The organism is Streptomyces changanensis, assembly GCF_024600715.1.
Lineage (GTDB): Bacteria > Actinomycetota > Actinomycetes > Streptomycetales > Streptomycetaceae > Streptomyces > Streptomyces changanensis.
In genome coordinates, this window is the sequence record NZ_CP102332.1 from 3,396,266 (window position 1) to 3,414,678 (window position 18,413).

Here is an 18,413-nt window from a genome sequence, read left to right on the forward strand (position 1 = left end):
GCCCCGTTCCGGCCGGTCCGTCCCCCGGCCTGAACTCTGCGGCAATCCACCGACCCGCCCCACCCGCCCGTTCTCGGCGGGCTGCGGCACCGATCTGACCCGCGCTTCGACGCTCCTCCTGCCTCCTGGTCATCCGGTTCTCACGGCGCAGGACCGAGTGATGGAGATCATCGACGGGGCAACGGCAGCTTTCGGCCCCTACCGAACCTCTCCCCAGCCGGCCTCGGCGGTGCTGGCCGACATCCGGGCCCTGGGCATACGCGTCCTGAGCGACCTGCCCGCAGCTGTCCTACGAGAACAGATCCCGGCTGACATCGCAGAAGCTCACCTCAGCACCGATGCGGTCTCCCCGCACACCGGACAGGCCATGGAACGTCCGGGGTTCATGGCCCCGCCCCGAGCCGCGGACACGGCCGTCGCGGTCACCATGGCCCTGAGCATCCTGGAGCAACCAGGAATCCACCCGGCCGGCGAGGCCCTGCGGAGCCTGCTGGAAGCAGTACGCGAGGAACTCACGCAGATCTCGGCGACCAGCATCGACAGCTGGGGCAGGGGCATCAGCCCGGTGCTGCAGTCCGTGCACCTGGCGGCCCTCGCCCCTTCCCTCCGCCCCAGCGAATACGTCCGCTACCGCATCATGACCGAGACCCCCCGCCGGCCGACCCGGACCACTCGGGACATCGAGCAGCGAGCCAGGAAGATCCCCACGATGTTCTGGCCGCCCTGGACGATCCGCCTCGCACCACCTGAAGGAATCCATGCGCGGGCTCTGGCTCCCGTTCTCGCCGCCCTGTTGCTGATTCCCGACAGCCGCACATCCCTGGACCAGGCAGCCGGGCTGATCGGTGACGTCATCGACGGCACTGAGGTGTCACGCCTCCTCCAGGAAGTCGACGACCTTCCGCAATGGCCGGACATCGCCACTGCTCTGGACCGGCTCGCGGACTACCTCGGTGCCAACAGCACCCCCATCGACTACGGTCGGCGCCGACTCCTCAACTACACCGGCCTGCTTCCTCATGACCGCTGGCTGGAGATCTGCCGCCGCACCGGAACACCACCGGGAACCGGACGGCGCGAACGCATCGCACGCAGCCAGCTCTTCCAACGTCTCAGCGGCCTGCCCGCCGAGTCTGCCCCCGACGACCTGGGCGGGCCCGACAGTGCAGAGTTCCGGGCGACGTCCCTGCGGTTCACCGCGCTTCAGACCCCTGAACTCGTGCATGCCCTCCAGCAGGAAGTCCTCACCTTCCTGGCCTCACACCACATCCACGACGAGCCCATGACCTGGCAGCCGCCCGCCACCCTGCTGGCAGGGCTCTCCCTTCCCGGCCCCGACCCGGCACACGTCGACCTACCCCGCCTGCACCAGCTTGTCCGCGAACGCCAGCACCCCGTTCAGCACGCCGCCCAGGTCCTGGGCACGACCGTCGAGGCCATCCGACATGCCCTCGACGAGCATCCAGCCCCCGCACCCCCGCTGACGAAGAGCACCGCCAGGGCCACCGGCCGCATCCGGCAGCAGGCCCGGCAAGCCATTCCGGCAGAGCGCTTCACCCGGCTCTACCTCGACGAACACCGGTCCCTCCAGCAGATCGCCACCCTCACCGGCTTCTCCCGGAGAGTGCTGACCGACCTTGCCAAGGAGTACGGCATCCCGCTCCGCGAGGGCCCCAAGGACTACAAGCGCCGCGGCACTGTCGAACGGGCCTGGCTCATCGAGCAGTACGTCCACCGCCGCCGGACCCTGCCGGACCTCGCCCGAGAAGCTGGCATGAGCACCGCGAACATGGCCCGCTGGGCCAAGACCCACAACGTTCCGCTGCGACCACGCGGAGGGTCCAGTCACAGCCAGGTACTTCGGGCAATCGACCAGGCCAGCCGAGCACCAAGCATCCTTCGGCCGGCACTCGGCGGCCAGGGGGCCAGCGAACGGTTGAGCCGATTCGCGGCTGCATCTCCCTACCCCAGCCTCGGTGCCGCAGCGAGCGGCCTCGGCCTCAACACGTTCACCCTCGTCGCACAGATCAACCGGATCGAACGAGAACTCGGTGGACCACTCCTGGTCCGGGCGGAACGAGGTAGGCCCATGACGCTCACTCCCCTGGGGAAGAAGGTGCTCAAGGCCATTCGAAAGATGCAGGACAACACGATGCCCTGAGACGCGGCATGATCATTCCGGGTCGGCAATGCGTCGGAATACCCCGTCCAACTCGCCGGAGGCCACGAGCGCGGCAATCACGCGCACCATGCTGCCGATGCCGGGATTCCGCACGATCAGCCCGTCCGCGCAGAAGAAGCACTGCCCGGAGACCGCCTCTCCGCTCGCCTCCCAGCTCCGCATGAGCCGATCCACCTCGGCGAGAGTGAAGATCGTGGAACTCCAGCGCGACCCGTCGGCAAGATGAACCTCGGCATCGACGTTGCAGACCTCTTCGATCGCCTCGTCCGGTTCCACGAGGAAGAGCACCTGGAAGCCGGCGGCCCGAACCCGGTAGTAGGGAGCCTCCCAGTCGGCATCAGAAGCCCGACCCTCGGACGCCGGGCCCGCCTGTTGCGGCATCGACGCCGTCACTGAAGTTCCTCACCCGGCGGTATGAAGGCGTCGGCGCTGTCGGCGTCCTCCACATGCCCCTCAGCATCGACTGTGATGGCAGTCGCCCGGCCCTGCGAAGTGATCAACCAGGCCAGCACCTGCTCCGTGAGAGGTGATCCACCCGGCCCTTCATCCGTCCAGTGTGCCCGCCATCCCCCACCGGGTATCGCGGCGACCACCTGATCGGCCCGCTCCAAGTGGGAGAAGTCCACGTAGTCCGTGACCTGGCGCAGTGCCCCTCGTTGCGGGTCGACCACCAAGGCTGTCCCGGTTGCGGGATCCCATCCCTCCACGCGCACCATGCGACCGATCTCGGTCTCAGTGCCATTGAAGATGGCGGTCCATCCGGTCTGATTGAAGTATCGGAGTTGCATGGCGTCATGATCCCGGAGGTCCGGCGACCTGCTCGACCTCCGTGTCGTGGAAGCCGTGGTTATCAAGAAACCAGCAGGCCCGTGATACTGATGTCAAAGACCCGACGGACTGTGGAAGCGGACCCAGACACTCCTGTAGGGCTCACGGAGCTTGTGCCGACCAGCGGGCAGCCGGGCCAGCGTTGCTGCCACAGATCCGTCAGAAGCACCCGCACATCTCCAGTCAGTGGAGCCGCGACTGGCTCCCCAAGCAGGGGAGGCCGCCGAGTAGGCGGGAGAGAGTGCGGTCAGTGGATTGCTGCTTTTCTATGCTGGTGCACACATTCACTCGTTGGGGGATTCCGTTGCCAGCGGGATACCGCACCGCCAGCAGTCGTTCGCGTGGTCGTCCTGGCAGACGTAGCCGATGGCACCATCCACGCACCATTCGGCGGCCTCCTCGGAAAGCAGGTCGGGCCCGGCAAGGAGCAGCCGACGAAATTCCGTGGTATCCGCAATGTCGGCCGGCCGGTTGGTGAACCACTCGTTGAACCAAGGCTTGTCCTGGTATATGCCCCAGTGCGCATTCTCCCGGTCGTCGACAGCCGTAAGGAACCGATCGACGATGCGCCCCCAACTCGGTGCTCCGAACCAGCCGTTGTCGGACGCACAGAAGGATTCGATCAGGGTTCGCAGGCCGAACTCCTTCTCGTGAAGGCAGTACCTTCGCCCCCATGAGATCGCGACCTGCGCCATCTCCGCGAGTTCTTCTCGCGGATCAACCTCGTGCGCCGGGTCGTCAGGGTTGTGGCAGGCCAGCCCGAGCTCGAGTACGGACTGCCCTGTCGGTAGAACCCGGGACGGGTTGACGATCGCGAGACCGAGACCGATCCAGTCGACATGGTCGAACGACAGCATCGAGCGCACGAGTCGGGTGGTTGCCGTGTTGATCCGCATCATCGTGCCGTCGTGCAGCGGACTCTTCCCGGCATGCCAGTTCTCGACGGGTGTGTTGCGCCACACGGCGAGCGTGATGCGGGTGGCAGCGAGCCACAGCAGGGCATCGTCGTCGAGGTGCCCGAACCGCTTGGCACACTCCTGGGCGCCGTAGGTGATCAACTCTTCCGGTTTCGGCCACCTGTGGCTGTCGGGCCCTTCAGGCGCGTACTCATAGTCGTCGGCGTACTCGGCAAGGATCGCACTCAACTCGGTTGCGCTGTAAGCCTCGCTGTACTCGGAGCCGTCCGGCCCCTCGACGGTGTACATGTCGTGGTCCCAGGAGACGTACACGTCGCCCCAGAGCACGACGTCATCGCACTCGCTGGCGTTGTCCGTCACAACCGGCCTGATGGTGATCGGGGCAGTACGCCCGTCGGTTCGCTCGCCGTCCTTCTCGGCGGCCCATGCGGTGATGACCCCGAGCGGCTTCGGAAGGAGAGGACCGACCTCGGTGATGCTGAACGGCTCGTCGTCGTCATCGGTGTCGAACCGGCTGTTGACGAACGTGACCGCCTCGGAGGGCGTGCTAACGATGGACTGGCTACCACTCTCGTTGTCAACCACTCGCCACAACGGGCTGTTCTTCACGGTGCTCTCCGATCGCGGTGAGTGCACCCGGGGTGGGTGCGATGCGCCGGGTCGCTCGGCACTGACACCAACTTATGGGCTGATCAACCCATCCGTAGTCCCGAAGGTACTTGTCGGCGATGACGTTCGGTACGTTCGCGTGCAACCTGCTTTTCGCGCCCGCGGCGACACAGCACAGTCCAACAGCGGAGGAGGCGAAGATGGCGCTGAACAAGAAGGGTTCCCGGCGCATAACCGTTGACGGAATCGAGTACCGCTGGCGGATCCGCAGGAAGCCCTCCTACATGCAGGGACTCTGCTGGACACCGATGACCTACGCGGTCGAAGCGGCCGGCGGCAGCCGGCCGGGCACGACCTTGATCGTCACCAGCGGCCAGGCCCATCCCAGCAACTGGGTGGGCGTCGAGACGGAGCCCATTCGCCCAGCACACGTTGCTGCCGGCATTCGAGCGGCACGGGATCAGGGCTGGGATCCCACCCGGGTCGGTTCTCCTTTCCAGCTCGATCGATCCGCAGGATTCATCGCCCAGTCATGAGGCGAAGCGGAGCAGCGCGGTGCACCTGGCCCGTCATCATGGCCTGGTGACCACCTGGATGCGCTGCTACTGGGACGAGGAAGACACCTGGTTCTACTTCGAGGTCGACGCCGAAGGCTGGGTGATCCGGCAGGTCGAACTCGAAGGGCCTGAGCTGACCCCGATCGCAGCTGCCTCCCTCGCCGAGTGGCAGCGGGCCCGCGACGCAGGCCGCCTCGACGAGTACGACAACAGGTTCGGGATCACAGCCGAACAGCCCGTCTCCGAGTGGGAAGGCCACGATCCGGAGCAGCTGACCTCCGACGGGTTCGAGGAGGTCTGGAACTCCGCCCGTCGGCAGATCGCAGCCCGGCCGTCATGAGATCGGACGGGCGGAGGAGGAACTACAAAGACTGTTGATCGTTGACAGTGCCGGCGACTGCTGGTCCGCAGTTCGCCGGAAGCCCGCCCACCACCAAAGCGATCGCGTGCTCAGCGGTGTCCGCCTCACCGATCACTCTTCCTTGTGAAGGGCCGCAGACTCGATATCGTCCGTCGCTCAGCGGATCGATGAACGGCACGTCCCATGAGTACGGGAACCCAGTGCAGGTTGTGAAATGAAGCGACCAGTGGCTGGTGAACGGAAGCAGCTGGCGCAGCTGTGGTTCGGCATGCGCAAGCTCGGCAACCTTCAGCGTCCGATGGGCGAGCTCCCGGCGGTCCGAATCTCGGCGCAGGCATTCAAGGAGCAAGCGCCACTTCACCGCGACCGCCTCGGCCGGACCCTTTTCATGGGCTTCGGCCAGCTCGGTGACCTTGACGAATGGGCTCACCTCGCGGATCTCTTTGAGCCTCAGGCCGTTCCGCCATGCCTCCAGGGCCCGTGCCATCTCGCCCAAGTCCTGAGTCGCGCCCGAGACCAACTGCACCCCCATGGACCAACCGCTGAAGATGAACCACCGCTCCACAGACCCCAGGCTGATCCAGCACGCCTCACGGTCAGCCACCGTGCTCTCGACGCCTGCCGTCCGGAGCGGGTTCGAATCATCCACAAGAACCCTGCCTAGGGAGAGACCGAGCTCAGCAGCCACGGCTTCCAGCGCTCCGGCGAAGCTCAGCAGCCACGGCTTCCAGCGCTCCGGCGAAGCTGCCGGCGGACGCCAGGTCTGGATACAAGGAAGCGTCGGCCGGGAGTGGCTCGTGCCGGGCAGGGGGGGCGCGTTCGAGGTCACCGAGGCAGTCTCCCTCGTGCTGAGGAATCTGCCACGTCCGTGAGATTGATCAAGCTCGTCACGCTGTGAGACTCAAAGAGAAGCTGCAGGTCAACGCGATGCTCTATGACACGAACCGCGGGATCCTACAGTCACAGCATCGCCATAGGACAGCGAAACCGGAGAACCCACACCGCTGTCGCGCGGGCCCGGGGCCGGGAGCCCGTCGGGTCCCGCTCCGTACGAGGGGGCCGGCTCACTCCGTTACCGGCAGGCACTCGGCGAGCAGGTCGATGATGTCGCGCCAAGCCCGCTGCGCGTGCTTGGGGTGGTAGCCGACGCCGGGGAGCACGGTCTGGTCGGCCGGCTGGTCGACCGGCGGGTGGTGGAAGGCGTGCAGGGCTCCGCCGTAGACCACGAGGCGCCAGTCGACGCCCGCAGCCTGCATCTCGGCGGCGAAGGCGTCCCGCTGCTCAGCGGGCATGATCGGGTCTTCCGATCCGACCCCGGCCCACACGGGGCAACGGATGCGCGCCGCCTCGCCGGGTCGACCCGTGGTCAGTCCGTTGACCGTCCCGATCGCGCGCAGGTTGACGCCGTCGCGCCCGAGTTCCAGCCCGATCGCGCCCCCGGTGCCGTAGCCGATGGCGGCGATCCGGTCGGGGTCGGTCCGCGGTTCGGCACGCAGCACATCGAGTGCCGCATGGCCGATACCCCGCATCCGGTCGGGGTCGGCGAGCAGCGGGGTCAAGCGCGCCAGCATCTCCTGTGGGTCGGTGAACCAGCGCCCGCCATTGATGTCGAAGGCCAGCGCCACATACCCCAGTTCGGCGAGGGCGTCGGCCCGGCGGCGCTGGAAGTCGTTCAGGCCCGGCCCCTCGGGCCCGATCAGGACTGCGGGCCGGCGGCCGGCACCGGCCGGGAGCGCGAGGTGCCCGACCATCGTGAGACCGTCGGCCGGATATGTGACCGTGCGCGTGGTGACCGTCGTCATGGAACCGGACTGTATTGATGGTCGCGCCCGGTCGGGCCGGTCTTCACTGTCGGCAGAACAGCGGGGGTGCGGGCCCGTGGGGTGGCTCTGTCGAACCGCAGGGTCAGAGCACCGCCACGGGGCGGAGACGGAGGGCGGAGGACGGAACGCAGGGGGATCCACACGCTCCGGCGTGACGGGGAGACCGGCCGGAGGGGGCATGACGTCGGCCATCGCGCGCGAACCGGCGCGCGGGGGCACGGCCACTGCGGCCGAACCGCCGGCTCCGCCCGCACCGGCTACGCCGAGGACGCCGCGGCGGTCCCAGAGGGGCTGGGGATGTACGGCGCGGTGGTCCGCGGCCATTACCTGGGCGGTGTCAACGCCTACCAGTCGCCGCCCGCCGCCCGGACCTCGAGCTTGCGGCCGGCCACACCATCCAGGAGACGGTTCCGGGGCGCGCTCGGCGCGGTGGTGCGGGAGGAGTTCCTCGGATCGTTCTGAGCACGGCGGGCGGGGAAAACCGTTTGCCGGGGATTCGGGGGTCTGCGGACCATGCGGGTATGACCTCGATCCGTGTTCCCGTGTCCCTGTCGCTTCCCGCCGTCCTGCGCCGGGGGCTCCAGCGGCAGGCGGGGACGGAGGCGGGGTCCACGCATCCGGTCGCGTGATCGCCGCCCTGGTCGGGGGGCTGCTCGCCGGGTGCGGGATCGCCATACCGGTGGGGGCCGTCGGGGCCTGCTTGGTGGCGCTGTCCGCGCGGACGTCGTGGCGCGTGGGGGCCGGAGCGGCGCTGGGCGTGGCGACGGCCGACGGGCTGTACGCCCTGATCGCCGTGGCGGGCGGCGCGACGCTCGTACCGGTACTCCAGCCGGTGACCGTGCCACTGCGGTGGGCGTCGGCCCTGGTGCTGGTCGTCCTGGCGGTGCGGGTGCCGTCACCGCGGTCCGCGCGTACCGCGGCGGCGCGGGGGCGGCGGGTGACGACGCCGGTGACGCCCCGGGGCCGCTCCGGGCGTACCTGACGTTCCTGGGCATCACCCTGGACAACCCCATCACCGTCGTCTACTTCGCCGTGCTCGTGCTCGGCGGGCGGTCGGCGCGGGACCCGGGCGCCCTGGAGCAGGGGATCTTCGTGGGAGCGGCCTTCCTGGCGTCGGCCGGCTGGTAGCTGTTCCTCGCCGGGGGCGGTGTCCTGTTGGGCGGGCGCTGACCGGTCCGCGTGGGCGGCTGGCCACCGCGATGGTCGCCAGCGCCCTGATCACGGCCCTCGCCGTGCACCTGTTGCTGTGGCCGGCCTGAGGCGTGTCAGGAGACGGCGACGATGACGGTCGTGGTGGTGATGGCGGTCATGGTGGCCTGCATGTCACGAATGGCCCTGCGCACGCTGTCGGCCACCCACTTGCCCTCGGCGATGGCGGCCATGCGCGGCTCGATCTCCTTGCGGGGCACCCCGGGGAAGGTGATGCCGTGCAGCCGGGCGCCGTGGAGGAGGGCGACCAGCGCGGAGGTGCGGTCGTCGGGGCGGCTGCCCTCCAGCACGACCCGGTTCAGGCGGTCGCGCAGCTCACGCTCCACGCTGCCGTCGGCCTCGGGATAGCGCCGTACCGGGAAGATCCCCAGCGTGCGGTGGCGCTCCTCGACGACCAGGCGACGGTCGCAGAGGCTTTCGACCGTCGCCCGGACGGCCGTGGACTGGTCCTTCGTCAGCCAGTCGGTGACCTTGCCGCCGCCGCGGCGGCCCGCCCATTCGGCGAGCCGCTCCAACCGGTCGTCGAGCAGCGGAACCCGGGTCGTGGACGTGTCGGTGAGGCTCACCAGGCCGCCGGCGACGCGGACTCGGTACCGCATGGCCAGCTCCAGCAGGGTGCCGCCCGCGACGGCCCACCCGGCGGAGGAGCGGTCCTTCGCGACACCGGACACGTCGTCCAGCGACAGCAGCATGATCTCCTCGCCCAGCGTCACCGACATGCGAGCCCCCCCTCGATCGTCCCGTACACCGATGTCGACGCACCGGCGGTGCGGAGGGTTCCGTGCCGTGCGGTACATGTGGGCCCATGACCTCATCCTTCACAGCGTTGCTGCCCACGACGGAGCACGCGCTGCTCCACCGGATCGCTGTCGCCCAGACGGAAGGGCGTGCCCCCTCGCTCGTCGCGGCCGTCGCCCGCGGCGGCCGCATGGTGTGGGCGGGGGCGCGCGGCGACGTTGGGTCCGCCGCCGACACCCAGTACCGCATCGGCTCGATCACCAAGCCGTTCACCGCCGTACTGGTGATGCGGTTGCGGGACGAAGGGCTGCTGGACCTCGACGACCCGCTGGAACGTCACCTGCCGGGGACGGGCGTGGGCGCGGTGACGGTGGCGCAACTGCTCGGCCACAGCGGCGGTCTGGCGGCGGAGTCGCCGGGCCCCTGGTGGGAGCGCGCTCCGGGCGGGCTGCGTCCCGGCCTCCCCGAGGTCCTCGGCGACCGGCCGCTGGTGCACCCGCCCGGACGCCGCCACCACTACTCGAACCCCGGGTACACCCTGCTCGGCGCGCTCGTGGCCGAGGTTCGCGGCGTCCCGTGGGAAGAGGCGCTGCGCGGTGAGGTGCTGGAGCCGCTGGGCATGGAGCGGACGACGTCGCGGCCGGTCGCGCCGTACGCCGAGGGCTGGGCGGTGCACCCGTGGGCCGACGTGCTGCTGCCGGAGCCGGCCGAGGACCTGGGGGTGATGGCGCCGGCCGGGGTGCTGTGGGCGACGGCCGCCGACCTCTGCCGGTTCGCGTCGTTCCTCGCCGGCGGGGACGACCGCGTCCTGTCGGCCTCGTCCGTGCGGGAGATGCGGACGGCCGCGGCACCGCCCGTCGCGGGTGACTGGGACGGGGGCTACGGGCTGGGTCTGCAGCTCGCACGACGGAACGGACGCAGCCTCGCGGGGCATTCCGGTTCGCTGCCCGGGTTCGTCGCCGGGCTGTGGTTCGGCGTCGAGGAGGACGTCGCGGCCGTCGTCCTGGCCAACGCGACGTCCGGACCGCAGGCCGGCGCGCTCGCCGCGGACCTGGTGAACGTCGTCGCCGAGGCGGAGCCACCCCTGCCGGGGCCCTGGCGACCGCTCGCGGGGGCCGACCATGCCCTGCTGGCGCTGACAGGGCCCTGGTACTGGGGGACCTACGCGTACGGGCTGGCGCTGCTCGCGGACGGTGGCGTGGAGTTGCGACCGTTGCGGGGGGCGGGCCGCGGGTCGCGGTTCCGACGCCGGCCGGACGGCGGCTGGATCGGCCTCGACGGCTACTACGACGGCGAGGTGCTCCGGGTGGTCCGGCGGGAGGACGGCTCGGTGAGCCATCTCGACCTCGGATCGTTCGTCTTCACCCGTGAGCCGTACGAGCCGGGGGACGCCGTACCGGGCGGGGTGGACGAGGGCGGGTGGCGCGGCGCCCCCTGAGGTTCCACGTGGAACAGCGGGATGCGCTGGAGGTTTCACGTGAAACACCACGGGCGGCGCCGGTTTCGCGTCGAACAGCGTCAGAGTGCCATCTTGAACCCGACGTGGGAGGCCGTGAACCCGAGGCGCTCGTAGAACCGGTGCGCGTCGGTGCGGGTGACGTCCGAGGTGAGCTGGACGAGTGCGCAACCCAGGCGGCGGGACTCGGCCACCGCCCACTCGATGAGGTGGGTGCCGAGTCCGCTTCCCCGTGCATCGGCGTGGACCCGTACCGCCTCGATCAAGGCCCGGGTCGCGCCGCGGCGGGAGAGGCCCGGGATGACGGTCAGGTGCAGGGTGCCGATGACGCGCCCGCCGCGCACGGCCACGACCAGATGCTGGTGGGGGTCGCCGTCCACCCGCGCGAACGCGGCGAGGTAGGGGGCGAGGTCGTCGGGGGACTCCCGCTCGGCGCCCAGCGGGTCGTCGGCGAGCATGGCCACGATGTCGGGGACGTCGACCGCCGCCGCACGACGAATCTCAAGATCGTTCATGCATCGGAGGCTACTCGCCGTCAGTCCGCGGTGTTCAGCTCTTCGAGTGCCTTGACCAGCGGGGCGAGCTCCGGCTTCCGGCCCGCTTCGTCCAGTGCCTCGCGCAGCGCGGCGTCATGGGTGGGCCGGGCCTCGGCGAGAAGCTCCTGCCCGGCCTGGGTGACGTCGGTGTAGATGCCGCGGCGGTCGGTGTCGCAGAGGTAGCGGGTGAGCAACCCGCGATCCTCCAGCCGGGTGACCAGGCGGGTGGTCGCGCTCTGGCTCAGTACGACGGCGTCGGCGACCTGCTTCATCTGGAGGTGTCCGCCCGGGCCGTCGTGCTGGCGGCTGAGGACGTCGAGGAGCGAGTACTCCCGCACGCTGAGGCCGTGCGCGCCCTCCAGGGCCCGTTCGACGTGGCTCTCGATCCTGCCGTGCAGCAGTGAGAGCGCACACCACCCCTGGGCGAGGGCCGTCAGTGACGGGTCTGTCGCTCTCATCGCTCTCCCTCTCCGCCGCTCGTGTCCCCGGTGGCGGGACGCTTCCCTCAGGATAGACGACGTCCGCAATAGCCCGCGTTTGCAATTAAAGCGCGCATGCAACTATTGTTCTGGCTTGTAAAGCGCTAATGCAACCATCAGGAAGGGGCTGTCCATGCCGCTCGCGCTCCTCGCTCTGGCCATCGGAGCCTTCGGGATCGGCACGACGGAGTTCGTGATCATGGGGCTGCTTCCGGAGGTCGCGGCCGACTACGGGGTGTCCATCCCCACCGCGGGCTTCCTGGTCACGGGTTACGCGCTCGGGGTGGTGCTCGGGGCCCCGCTCATGACCGTGCTCGGCACGCGCATCCCACGCAAGCGCATGCTCATGCTGCTGATGGTCCTCTTCGTCGCGGGCAACGTACTGTCCGCCCTCGCCCCCACCTTCGGTGTCATGCTGTCCGGCCGGGTCGTCGCCTCCCTCGCCCACGGTGCCTTCTTCGGCATCGGCGCGGTCGTCGCCGCCGACCTGGTCGCGCCGGAGAAGAAGGCCGGCGCCATCGCGATGATGTTCACCGGGCTGACGGTGGCCAATGTCATCGGCGTGCCGCTCGGCACGTTCGTCGGTCAGACCGCCGGCTGGCGCGCCACCTTCCTGATCGTCGCCGCGCTCGGCGTGCTGGGCCTGCTCGGCATCGCCCGCCTCGTGCCCGAGCAGCCGCGCCCCGAGGGCGTGCGCCTGCGCCACGAGCTGGCCGCGTTCCGCAACGTCCAGGTCCTGCTCGCCATGGCGATGACCGTGCTCGGCTTCGGTGGCGTCTTCGCCGCGATCACGTACATCACGCCGATGATGACCGAGGCCGCCGGCTTCGCCGACGGCTCCGTCACCTGGCTGCTCGTCCTCTTCGGTCTAGGCATGGTGGGCGGCAACCTCGTGGGCGGCCGTTTCGCCGACCGTGCGTTGATGCCGATGCTCTACGTGTCACTGGGAGCCCTCGCCCTGGTGCTCGCCCTGTTCACCGTCACCGCCCAGGACAAGATCACCGCCGCGGTCACCCTCACGCTGATCGGCGCCCTCGGCTTCGCCACCGTGCCACCCCTGCAGAAGCGTGTCCTGGACCAGGCGTCCGGGGCCCCGACCCTCGCGTCCGCCGTGAACATCGGGGCCTTCAACCTCGGCAACGCCCTCGCGGCCTGGCTCGGCGGCCTGGTCATCGCGGCCGGCTGGGGCATCACGGCCCCGAACTGGGTCGGCGCGCTGCTCGCCGGGTCGGCCCTGGCCCTCGCGGTGCTGTCCGGCGCGCTGGAGCGCCGCGGCCGGCGCGGCGCCTCCCGTGTCGTGGCCGGGGCCGGAACCGCCGCCGGAGCAGCGGCCGAGCCGGTGGTCGTGGCCGCCCCCCGGCGGTGACCGGCACCCGTCGAACCGGCGCGGGCTGAGCGGCGAGAGTCGGCACCGGGTCCGATACGTGACGACCGGGGCGTCAGGGCGGCAGGACCGCCCTGGCGCCCCGGCGCGTGGTTTCACGTGAAACACCGCGCGCCGGTGCCCGGGCCTTGTGATGCCCGGGGCGCACGGGGCCGGCCGGCGTGGAGATCGCGAACCGGCTCTGTGCAGATTCTCATGGCAACCCATGGCAAGGGGGTTGTGCAGCCTCACGGGGAAGCGGGTACGAAGAACGAGGCTTCCCGCACTCGGCCCGGTCGGCCGTGGCGCCTGTCATGATGCGCTCACGGCGAACCGGGCCGACGGAAGTGCGGGAACAGATCGTGAGACGAGTTCGAGGCGAGGCACTCTATGAACGCTGCGACCACCACACCGGCCGGCCGGGGCTCCTCCGGCCCCGGAGGCGCAGAAGGCTCAGCCGGGGACCAGGGCGCCGCGGGCGGATGGTTCACGCCACGCACGCCCGCCGGCCCGCCGGGCAACGCTCCGGCGTCCCCCGGCGGTGAACGGGTGCGCCCGCCCGCGGCGCCCGCCACGCAGCCACCGCCCGCGCCTCCTGCCGCCTCGGGAGTGCCCGGGGCCACCGCCGCGGCCGCGTCGGGGTCGCCGGACGCGATACGGATACGGCGCACCCTCGCCGAGGTGGCTCCCGTGGCCGACCAGATGACCTCGTACTTCTACGCTCTGCTCTTCGTACGCCATCCGCCCCTGCGCGACCTCTTCCCCGTGGCGATGGACGCCCAGCGGGACCGTCTCCTCAGAGCGCTGCTGACGGCCGCCGAGCACATGGACGACCCGGCGGTGCTCACCGACTACCTCCGGCACCTCGGCCGCGGCCACCGGAAGTACGGCACGCAGGCCGCTCACTACCCCGCCGTGGGAGAGGCCCTGATCGGCGCGCTGACCCGATACGCCACCCGTACCTGGGACGGAGAGACGGAGGCCGCCTGGATCCGCACGTACACCACCATCTCGCAGATCATGATCGACGCGGCGGCCGACGACGAGCGGAAGGGACCGCCCTGGTGGCACGCCGAAGTGGTGGCGCACGAGCTGAGGACGCCCGACATAGCCGTCGTGACCGTGCGCCCCGACCAGCCGTACCCCTTCCTGGCCGGGCAGTACGCCAGTCTGGAGACACCCTGGTGGCCCCGGGTGTGGCGGCACTACTCGTTCGCCGCGGCCCCGCGTCCCGACGGGCTGCTGACCTTCCACGTGAAGGCGGTACCGGCGGGCTGGGTGTCGAACGCGCTGGTCCACCGCGCCCGCCCGGGTGACGTCCTGCGGCTCGGTCCGCCGGCCGGCTCGATGACCGTCGACCACACGTCCGACAGCGGACTGCTCTGCGTGGGTGGCGGCACCGGCATAGCGCCGATCAAGGCACTGGTGGAGGACGTCGTCGAACACGGACGGCGCCGGCCCGTCGAGGTCTTCTACGGCGCCCGCACGGATCATGACCTGTACGACATCGACACCATGCTGCGGCTCCGGCAGGCCCACCCCTGGCTGGAGGTGCGCGCCGTGATCGACGGCAAGACCCCGCTGCCGGACGTGGTCCGCGCGCACGGACCCTGGGACGAGTACCACGCCTACCTGTCCGGCCCGCCCGGCATGATCCGCAGTGGGATCGACGCGCTGCGGGGGGTGGGAGTCCCGCACGAGCGCATCCGCCACGACTCGCTGGACGAGCTCGTCGCGGCGACCGGCTGAGTCGCGGGCGGTGGTGTCGGACGGCGCGGTCACCGGGTGCCGCAGCCGCGGGCTCGCACCAGGCCGACGGCTCGACAGCGGGCGGAACCCGGCAGTGGGGCGGAACCCCCGGCAGAGGGGAGGCACCTCCGCGGCGGTCGGAACCCCGACAGAGGGCGGAACGGATCCTCGGCAGGGGTCGGATCCTCAGCCCAGGTCGGGCGCGTGCATGGCGCGGACGCCCTCGATGTTGCCGTCGAGGTAGTGCCGCAGCGACAGCGGCACGAGGTGCACGGCGGCGATGCCGACCCTGGTGAACGGGATCCGGACGATCTCGTACTCGCCGACCGGCTCGTCGACCTCCGGCCCGTGCCGCTGGCCGGGGTCCATCGACTCCAGCCGGCAGACGAAGAAGTGCTGCACCTTCACGCCCGAGACGCCGCCGTCCTCGATGTGCTCGACGGTGTCCACGAAACACGGAACCACGTCGGTGATCTTGGCGCCGAGTTCCTCGTGCACCTCGCGGTGGAGTGCGTCGACGACGGTCGCGTCGCTCGGTTCGACACCGCCGCCCGGCGTGAGCCAGTAGGGATCCATTCCGGGCTTGGTCCGCTTGATCAGGATCAGATCGTCGCCGTCGAGGAGGACGGCGCGGGCGGTGCGCTTGACCACTGGACGTTCGGTCATGGCAGGACAATGGCCCGTGGCGTACCGCTTGAAACCCGCCAGGGAGGAGCGACCGCCGGGTAACCGTCGCGTGTGACCGCGCGGTGGCGGGCCGTCGCCACCCGCTGCCTCCCGTCACCCCACGGCTTGGGACACGCGTGGCTCCTCAAGCCGCGGCTCATGTCACCGCCCGGCGGCCGTCACCACGCGGCCGCGGCCCGCAGCAGGACCTCGTGCGCCCGGGCGATGTGCGCCAGAGCCAGCGTCCCGGTGCGCACGACCAGGAAGTACGTGCGCAGTGGGGGCACCGGGGGATCCAGGAGCGCGACGAGGCGGCCGCTGCGCAGGGCGTCCTCGCACAGGTAGCGCGGAAGCACGGCGAGTCCCGCCCCGGCGGCGGCGCTCTCCAGGACCGCCCGCAGGTCGGGCACGACGACCGTGCCCGTGGCGGCGGGCTTCGACTCGAAGACGGCGGCCCAGTAGCGGGTCACGAAGGGCAGCGACTCGTGGACCTCGACCACGGGGAGCTGCTCCAGCACCACGGACCCGCGGCTCAGCAGGGTCTCCGGGGCCAGGCGCGCGGCCCAGCGCGGGGCGGCCACGAGGACGTGCTCCTCGTCGCAGAGCGGTCTCGCGGTGAGCAGACCGCCGCGCGGCCGCGCCGTGGCCACGGCCAGGTCGTGCCGGCCGGCGGCCAGCCCGTCCAGGCACTCCTCGGCGGCGCCGAACAGCGACGTCCGCAGGGTGAGGCCCTCGGCGACGAGCGGCGCCAGGGCCGGTAACGCCCGCAGCGCGACGAACTCCGGCGGTCCCGCGAGGTGGAGGGTGCGCGTCCCGACCCGCCCGTGCACCCCCGTCTCGGAGATCTCGACGAGGGCGTCGAGGTGCGGTGCGGCGCGATGGGCCAGTTCGTCGCCGACGGTGGTCGGCGTGACGCCGCGGGCCTGTCGTAGGAACAGAGGGCGCCCCAACTGCCGTTCCAGCGTGCGGATCTGGCTGGTGACGGCCGGCTGGGAGAGGCCGAGGAGGGCCGCGGCACGGGTGAAGGAGCCGGCTCGGTGCACCGTGACGAAGGTCCGCAACAGGCCGAGATCCATGCCCCTCCCTCTCCTCGGTGAGCGCCTTCCCCGAAGCCGTACAACTATAAATATGTCGATAGGGCGCTGTCGTCAGCGTGATGGGACACTGACGTAGGGTCAATTAGCCTGGCTCAGGCCGGATTCCGGCGACACCAGGTGGGCGGTCCGAGCCACGAGGGGGAGGCTCGGACCGCCCGTCCACCGGTACCCGCCCGGCGAGGGCTTCAGCTGTCCGCCCGATGAGCCCTGTCCGCTCGGTCGGCCCTGCCGGCACGGTGAGCCCCGCCGGCGGTGTCGGTCCCGTCAGTGCGGTCCGGCCGCCGCGTCCAGGGCGCGCAGGACGTCCGCGACGAGGTCGTCCGGGTCTTCGGCACCGACCGAGAACCGGACGAACCCGGCCGGCACCGCGTCGCCGCCCCACCGCCCGCGCCGCTCGGCCGTCGAGCGGACCCCGCCGAAGCTCGTGGCGTCGTCCACCAGGCGCAGCGCGTCCAGGAACCGCTCCGCGCGCTCGCGGTCGGCGAGGACGAACGAGACCACTGACCCGAAGCGGCGCATCTGCGCGGCCGCCACCCGGTGCGACGGATCGCCCGGCAGGCCCGGGTACCGCAGCCCGGTCACGTCGTCGCGCTCCGCCAGGGCCTCGGCGAGGGCGAGGGCGTTGGCGCACTGCCGGTCGACACGGAGGTGGAGGGTGGCCAGCGAACGGTGGGCGAGCCATGCCTCCATCGGTCCGGGGATCGCGCCGACGATCTTCCGCCAACGGCGTACCCCGGCGGCGAGCGCGGCGTCCGCGGTGGTGACGTGACCGAGCAGGACGTCACCGTGGCCGGTCAGGCCCTTGGTGTCACTGGCCACGGAGAAGTCGGCGCCCAGCGCCAGGGGGCGCTGTCCGAGCGGCGTGGCCAGCGTGTTGTCGACGGCGACCAGCGCGCCGGCCTCGTGCGCGGCCGCCACCAGGCGCCGGACGTCGCACACGTCGAGTCCCGGGTTGGAAGGGGTCTCGAGCCAGAGCAGTTTCGCGCCGTCCAGGGCTGACAGCTGGGCGTCGCCACCGGTGGGCGCCGTGCGGACCTCGATCCCATACGCGGTCAGCTGTTCGGCCACCAGGGGCAGGGCCTGGTAGCCGTCGGCCGGGAGGACGACCGCGTCACCGGCCGCGAGCTGCGAGAAGAGCACCGAGGAGATCGCGGCCATGCCGGAGGCGAAGACCACCGTCTCCGCCGCGTCGGCCCCCGGGGCCTCCAGTTCGCCGATGGCCCGTTCCAGCAGCGTCCAGGTCGGGTTCTCGTCGCGACCGTAGGTGTACGGGCCGGTCGGCTCGCCCGGTAGGTGGTAGTGGGCGGCGAACACCGGGCCCGGAAGGGTCGGTTCGTGCTTGCGGGGCTCCGGCAGGCCGGCCCGTACGGCCCGGGTCCCCTCACCCGTCCCGTCGCCCGTTCCCTCGCCTGTGCCTTCGCCCGTGCCGGGTACGGACGCCATCAGTCGCGACCGTCGGGGAGCACGACGTTGAGGGCCCAGGAGACGACGGAGATGATCAGACCGCCGAGCACGGCGGTCCAGAAGCCCTCCACGTGGAAGCTGAGGTCCAGCTTGTCCGCGAGCCAGGACGTCAGCAGCAGCATCAGGGCGTTGACGATGAGGGTGAACAGGCCGAGGGTGAGGACGAAGAGCGGCAGCGTGAGGAGGTTCACGAGCGGCTTGACGAGGATGTTCACCACGCCGAAGACCAGGGCGACGAGCACCAGTGTCAGGGCCTTGCGGCCCGTGCTGTCGCCGGTGAGCGTGATGTCGTCCAGCAACCAGATCGCGACGGCCAGCGCGCCCGCGTTCGCGAGCGTCTTGACTACGAAATTCATCATGTGTCTGATCGTGGCAGACA

18 protein-coding genes and 1 pseudogene are annotated in these 18,413 nt (G+C 70.6%); 7 read left to right on the forward strand and 12 right to left on the reverse strand.

Annotated elements, in window-relative coordinates:
• Positions 1-160: 160 nt before the first annotated feature.
• Positions 161-2,161 carry a LysR family transcriptional regulator gene (locus NRO40_RS15015; protein WP_232791059.1) on the forward strand — a complete coding sequence of 667 codons (2,001 nt, stop codon included), beginning with the start codon at positions 161-163 and terminating at the stop codon, positions 2,159-2,161.
• 12 nt (positions 2,162-2,173) lie between these two features.
• Here NRO40_RS15015 and NRO40_RS15020 read toward each other — a convergent pair whose 3' ends face one another.
• From NRO40_RS15020 to NRO40_RS15030, 3 genes are all read right to left on the reverse strand, one after another.
• Complete coding sequence (locus NRO40_RS15020; RefSeq protein WP_306674873.1) at positions 2,174-2,575, reverse strand: hypothetical protein; 402 nt, start codon at positions 2,573-2,575, stop codon at positions 2,174-2,176.
• Complete coding sequence (locus tag NRO40_RS15025; protein WP_058942071.1) at positions 2,572-2,970, reverse strand: hypothetical protein; 399 nt, start codon at positions 2,968-2,970, stop codon at positions 2,572-2,574. Before NRO40_RS15025 ends, NRO40_RS15020 begins: the two co-directional genes overlap by 4 nt.
• A 324-nt stretch (positions 2,971-3,294) precedes the next feature.
• Entirely contained in the window at positions 3,295-4,536 is a 1,242-nt protein-coding gene (locus NRO40_RS15030; RefSeq protein WP_232791058.1) for a hypothetical protein, read from the reverse strand.
• Between the two features lie 200 nt (positions 4,537-4,736).
• Here NRO40_RS15030 and NRO40_RS15035 point away from each other — a divergent pair, with 200 nt between their 5' ends.
• Positions 4,737-5,072: a hypothetical protein gene (locus NRO40_RS15035; protein WP_079047037.1), complete on the forward strand. Its 336-nt coding sequence runs from the start codon at positions 4,737-4,739 to the stop codon at positions 5,070-5,072.
• A gap of 58 nt (positions 5,073-5,130) precedes the next feature.
• Positions 5,131-5,433 carry a hypothetical protein gene (locus tag NRO40_RS15040; RefSeq protein ID WP_058942078.1) on the forward strand — a complete coding sequence of 101 codons (303 nt, stop codon included), beginning with the start codon at positions 5,131-5,133 and terminating at the stop codon, positions 5,431-5,433.
• Positions 5,434-5,455: 22 nt separating this feature from the next.
• Here NRO40_RS15040 and NRO40_RS15045 read toward each other — a convergent pair whose 3' ends face one another.
• A complete protein-coding gene (locus NRO40_RS15045; RefSeq protein ID WP_257375429.1) occupies positions 5,456-6,283 on the reverse strand; it encodes a DUF6193 family natural product biosynthesis protein in 828 nt (275 codons plus the stop codon).
• A 235-nt stretch (positions 6,284-6,518) separates the two neighbouring features.
• The gene (locus NRO40_RS15050) at positions 6,519-7,256 is read right to left on the reverse strand and encodes a dienelactone hydrolase family protein (RefSeq protein ID WP_058942069.1); all 738 of its coding nucleotides are present in this window, start codon (positions 7,254-7,256) and stop codon (positions 6,519-6,521) included.
• 646 nt (positions 7,257-7,902) lie between these two features.
• On the opposite strand from NRO40_RS15050, the pseudogene NRO40_RS15055 reads away from it, so the two are divergent.
• Positions 7,903-8,536: pseudogene (locus NRO40_RS15055) on the forward strand (LysE family transporter).
• Between the two features lie 6 nt (positions 8,537-8,542).
• Here the strand turns inward: NRO40_RS15055 and NRO40_RS15060 are convergent.
• On the reverse strand, positions 8,543-9,205 hold the full coding sequence (locus tag NRO40_RS15060; protein WP_058942068.1) for a GOLPH3/VPS74 family protein: 663 nt from the start codon (positions 9,203-9,205) through the stop codon (positions 8,543-8,545).
• 86 nt (positions 9,206-9,291) lie between these two features.
• On the opposite strand from NRO40_RS15060, the gene NRO40_RS15065 reads away from it, so the two are divergent.
• A complete protein-coding gene (locus NRO40_RS15065) occupies positions 9,292-10,662 on the forward strand; it encodes a serine hydrolase domain-containing protein (protein ID WP_058942067.1) in 1,371 nt (456 codons plus the stop codon).
• Positions 10,663-10,742: 80 nt separating this feature from the next.
• Here NRO40_RS15065 and NRO40_RS15070 read toward each other — a convergent pair whose 3' ends face one another.
• Positions 10,743-11,195 carry a GNAT family N-acetyltransferase gene (locus NRO40_RS15070; protein ID WP_058942066.1) on the reverse strand — a complete coding sequence of 151 codons (453 nt, stop codon included), beginning with the start codon at positions 11,193-11,195 and terminating at the stop codon, positions 10,743-10,745.
• A 20-nt stretch (positions 11,196-11,215) separates the two neighbouring features.
• Positions 11,216-11,674 (reverse strand): MarR family winged helix-turn-helix transcriptional regulator, encoded by a 459-nt coding sequence (locus tag NRO40_RS15075; protein ID WP_058942065.1) that lies wholly within the window; start codon positions 11,672-11,674, stop codon positions 11,216-11,218.
• 154 nt (positions 11,675-11,828) lie between these two features.
• Between NRO40_RS15075 and NRO40_RS15080 the strand changes: the two genes are divergently transcribed.
• Together NRO40_RS15080 and NRO40_RS15085 are read left to right on the forward strand one after the other, a co-directional pair.
• A complete protein-coding gene (locus NRO40_RS15080) occupies positions 11,829-13,061 on the forward strand; it encodes an MFS transporter (RefSeq protein ID WP_058942064.1) in 1,233 nt (410 codons plus the stop codon).
• A 387-nt stretch (positions 13,062-13,448) separates the two neighbouring features.
• On the forward strand, positions 13,449-14,807 hold the full coding sequence (locus tag NRO40_RS15085) for a globin domain-containing protein (protein ID WP_079047036.1): 1,359 nt from the start codon (positions 13,449-13,451) through the stop codon (positions 14,805-14,807).
• Positions 14,808-14,993: 186 nt separating this feature from the next.
• On the opposite strand, the gene NRO40_RS15090 is transcribed toward NRO40_RS15085, so the two are convergent.
• The 4 genes from NRO40_RS15090 to NRO40_RS15105 form a co-directional block, all read right to left on the reverse strand.
• Positions 14,994-15,473 carry an NUDIX domain-containing protein gene (locus NRO40_RS15090; RefSeq protein WP_058942062.1) on the reverse strand — a complete coding sequence of 160 codons (480 nt, stop codon included), beginning with the start codon at positions 15,471-15,473 and terminating at the stop codon, positions 14,994-14,996.
• 179 nt (positions 15,474-15,652) lie between these two features.
• Positions 15,653-16,549, reverse strand: coding sequence for a LysR family transcriptional regulator (locus NRO40_RS15095; RefSeq protein WP_058942061.1), 897 nt, complete (start codon positions 16,547-16,549; stop codon positions 15,653-15,655).
• A 285-nt stretch (positions 16,550-16,834) separates the two neighbouring features.
• A complete protein-coding gene (locus tag NRO40_RS15100; RefSeq protein WP_058942060.1) occupies positions 16,835-18,013 on the reverse strand; it encodes a cystathionine gamma-lyase in 1,179 nt (392 codons plus the stop codon).
• The gene (locus NRO40_RS15105) at positions 18,013-18,393 is read right to left on the reverse strand and encodes a phage holin family protein (protein ID WP_058942059.1); all 381 of its coding nucleotides are present in this window, start codon (positions 18,391-18,393) and stop codon (positions 18,013-18,015) included. The genes NRO40_RS15100 and NRO40_RS15105 overlap by 1 nt, the downstream gene beginning before the upstream one ends.
• Positions 18,394-18,413 lie beyond the last annotated feature (20 nt).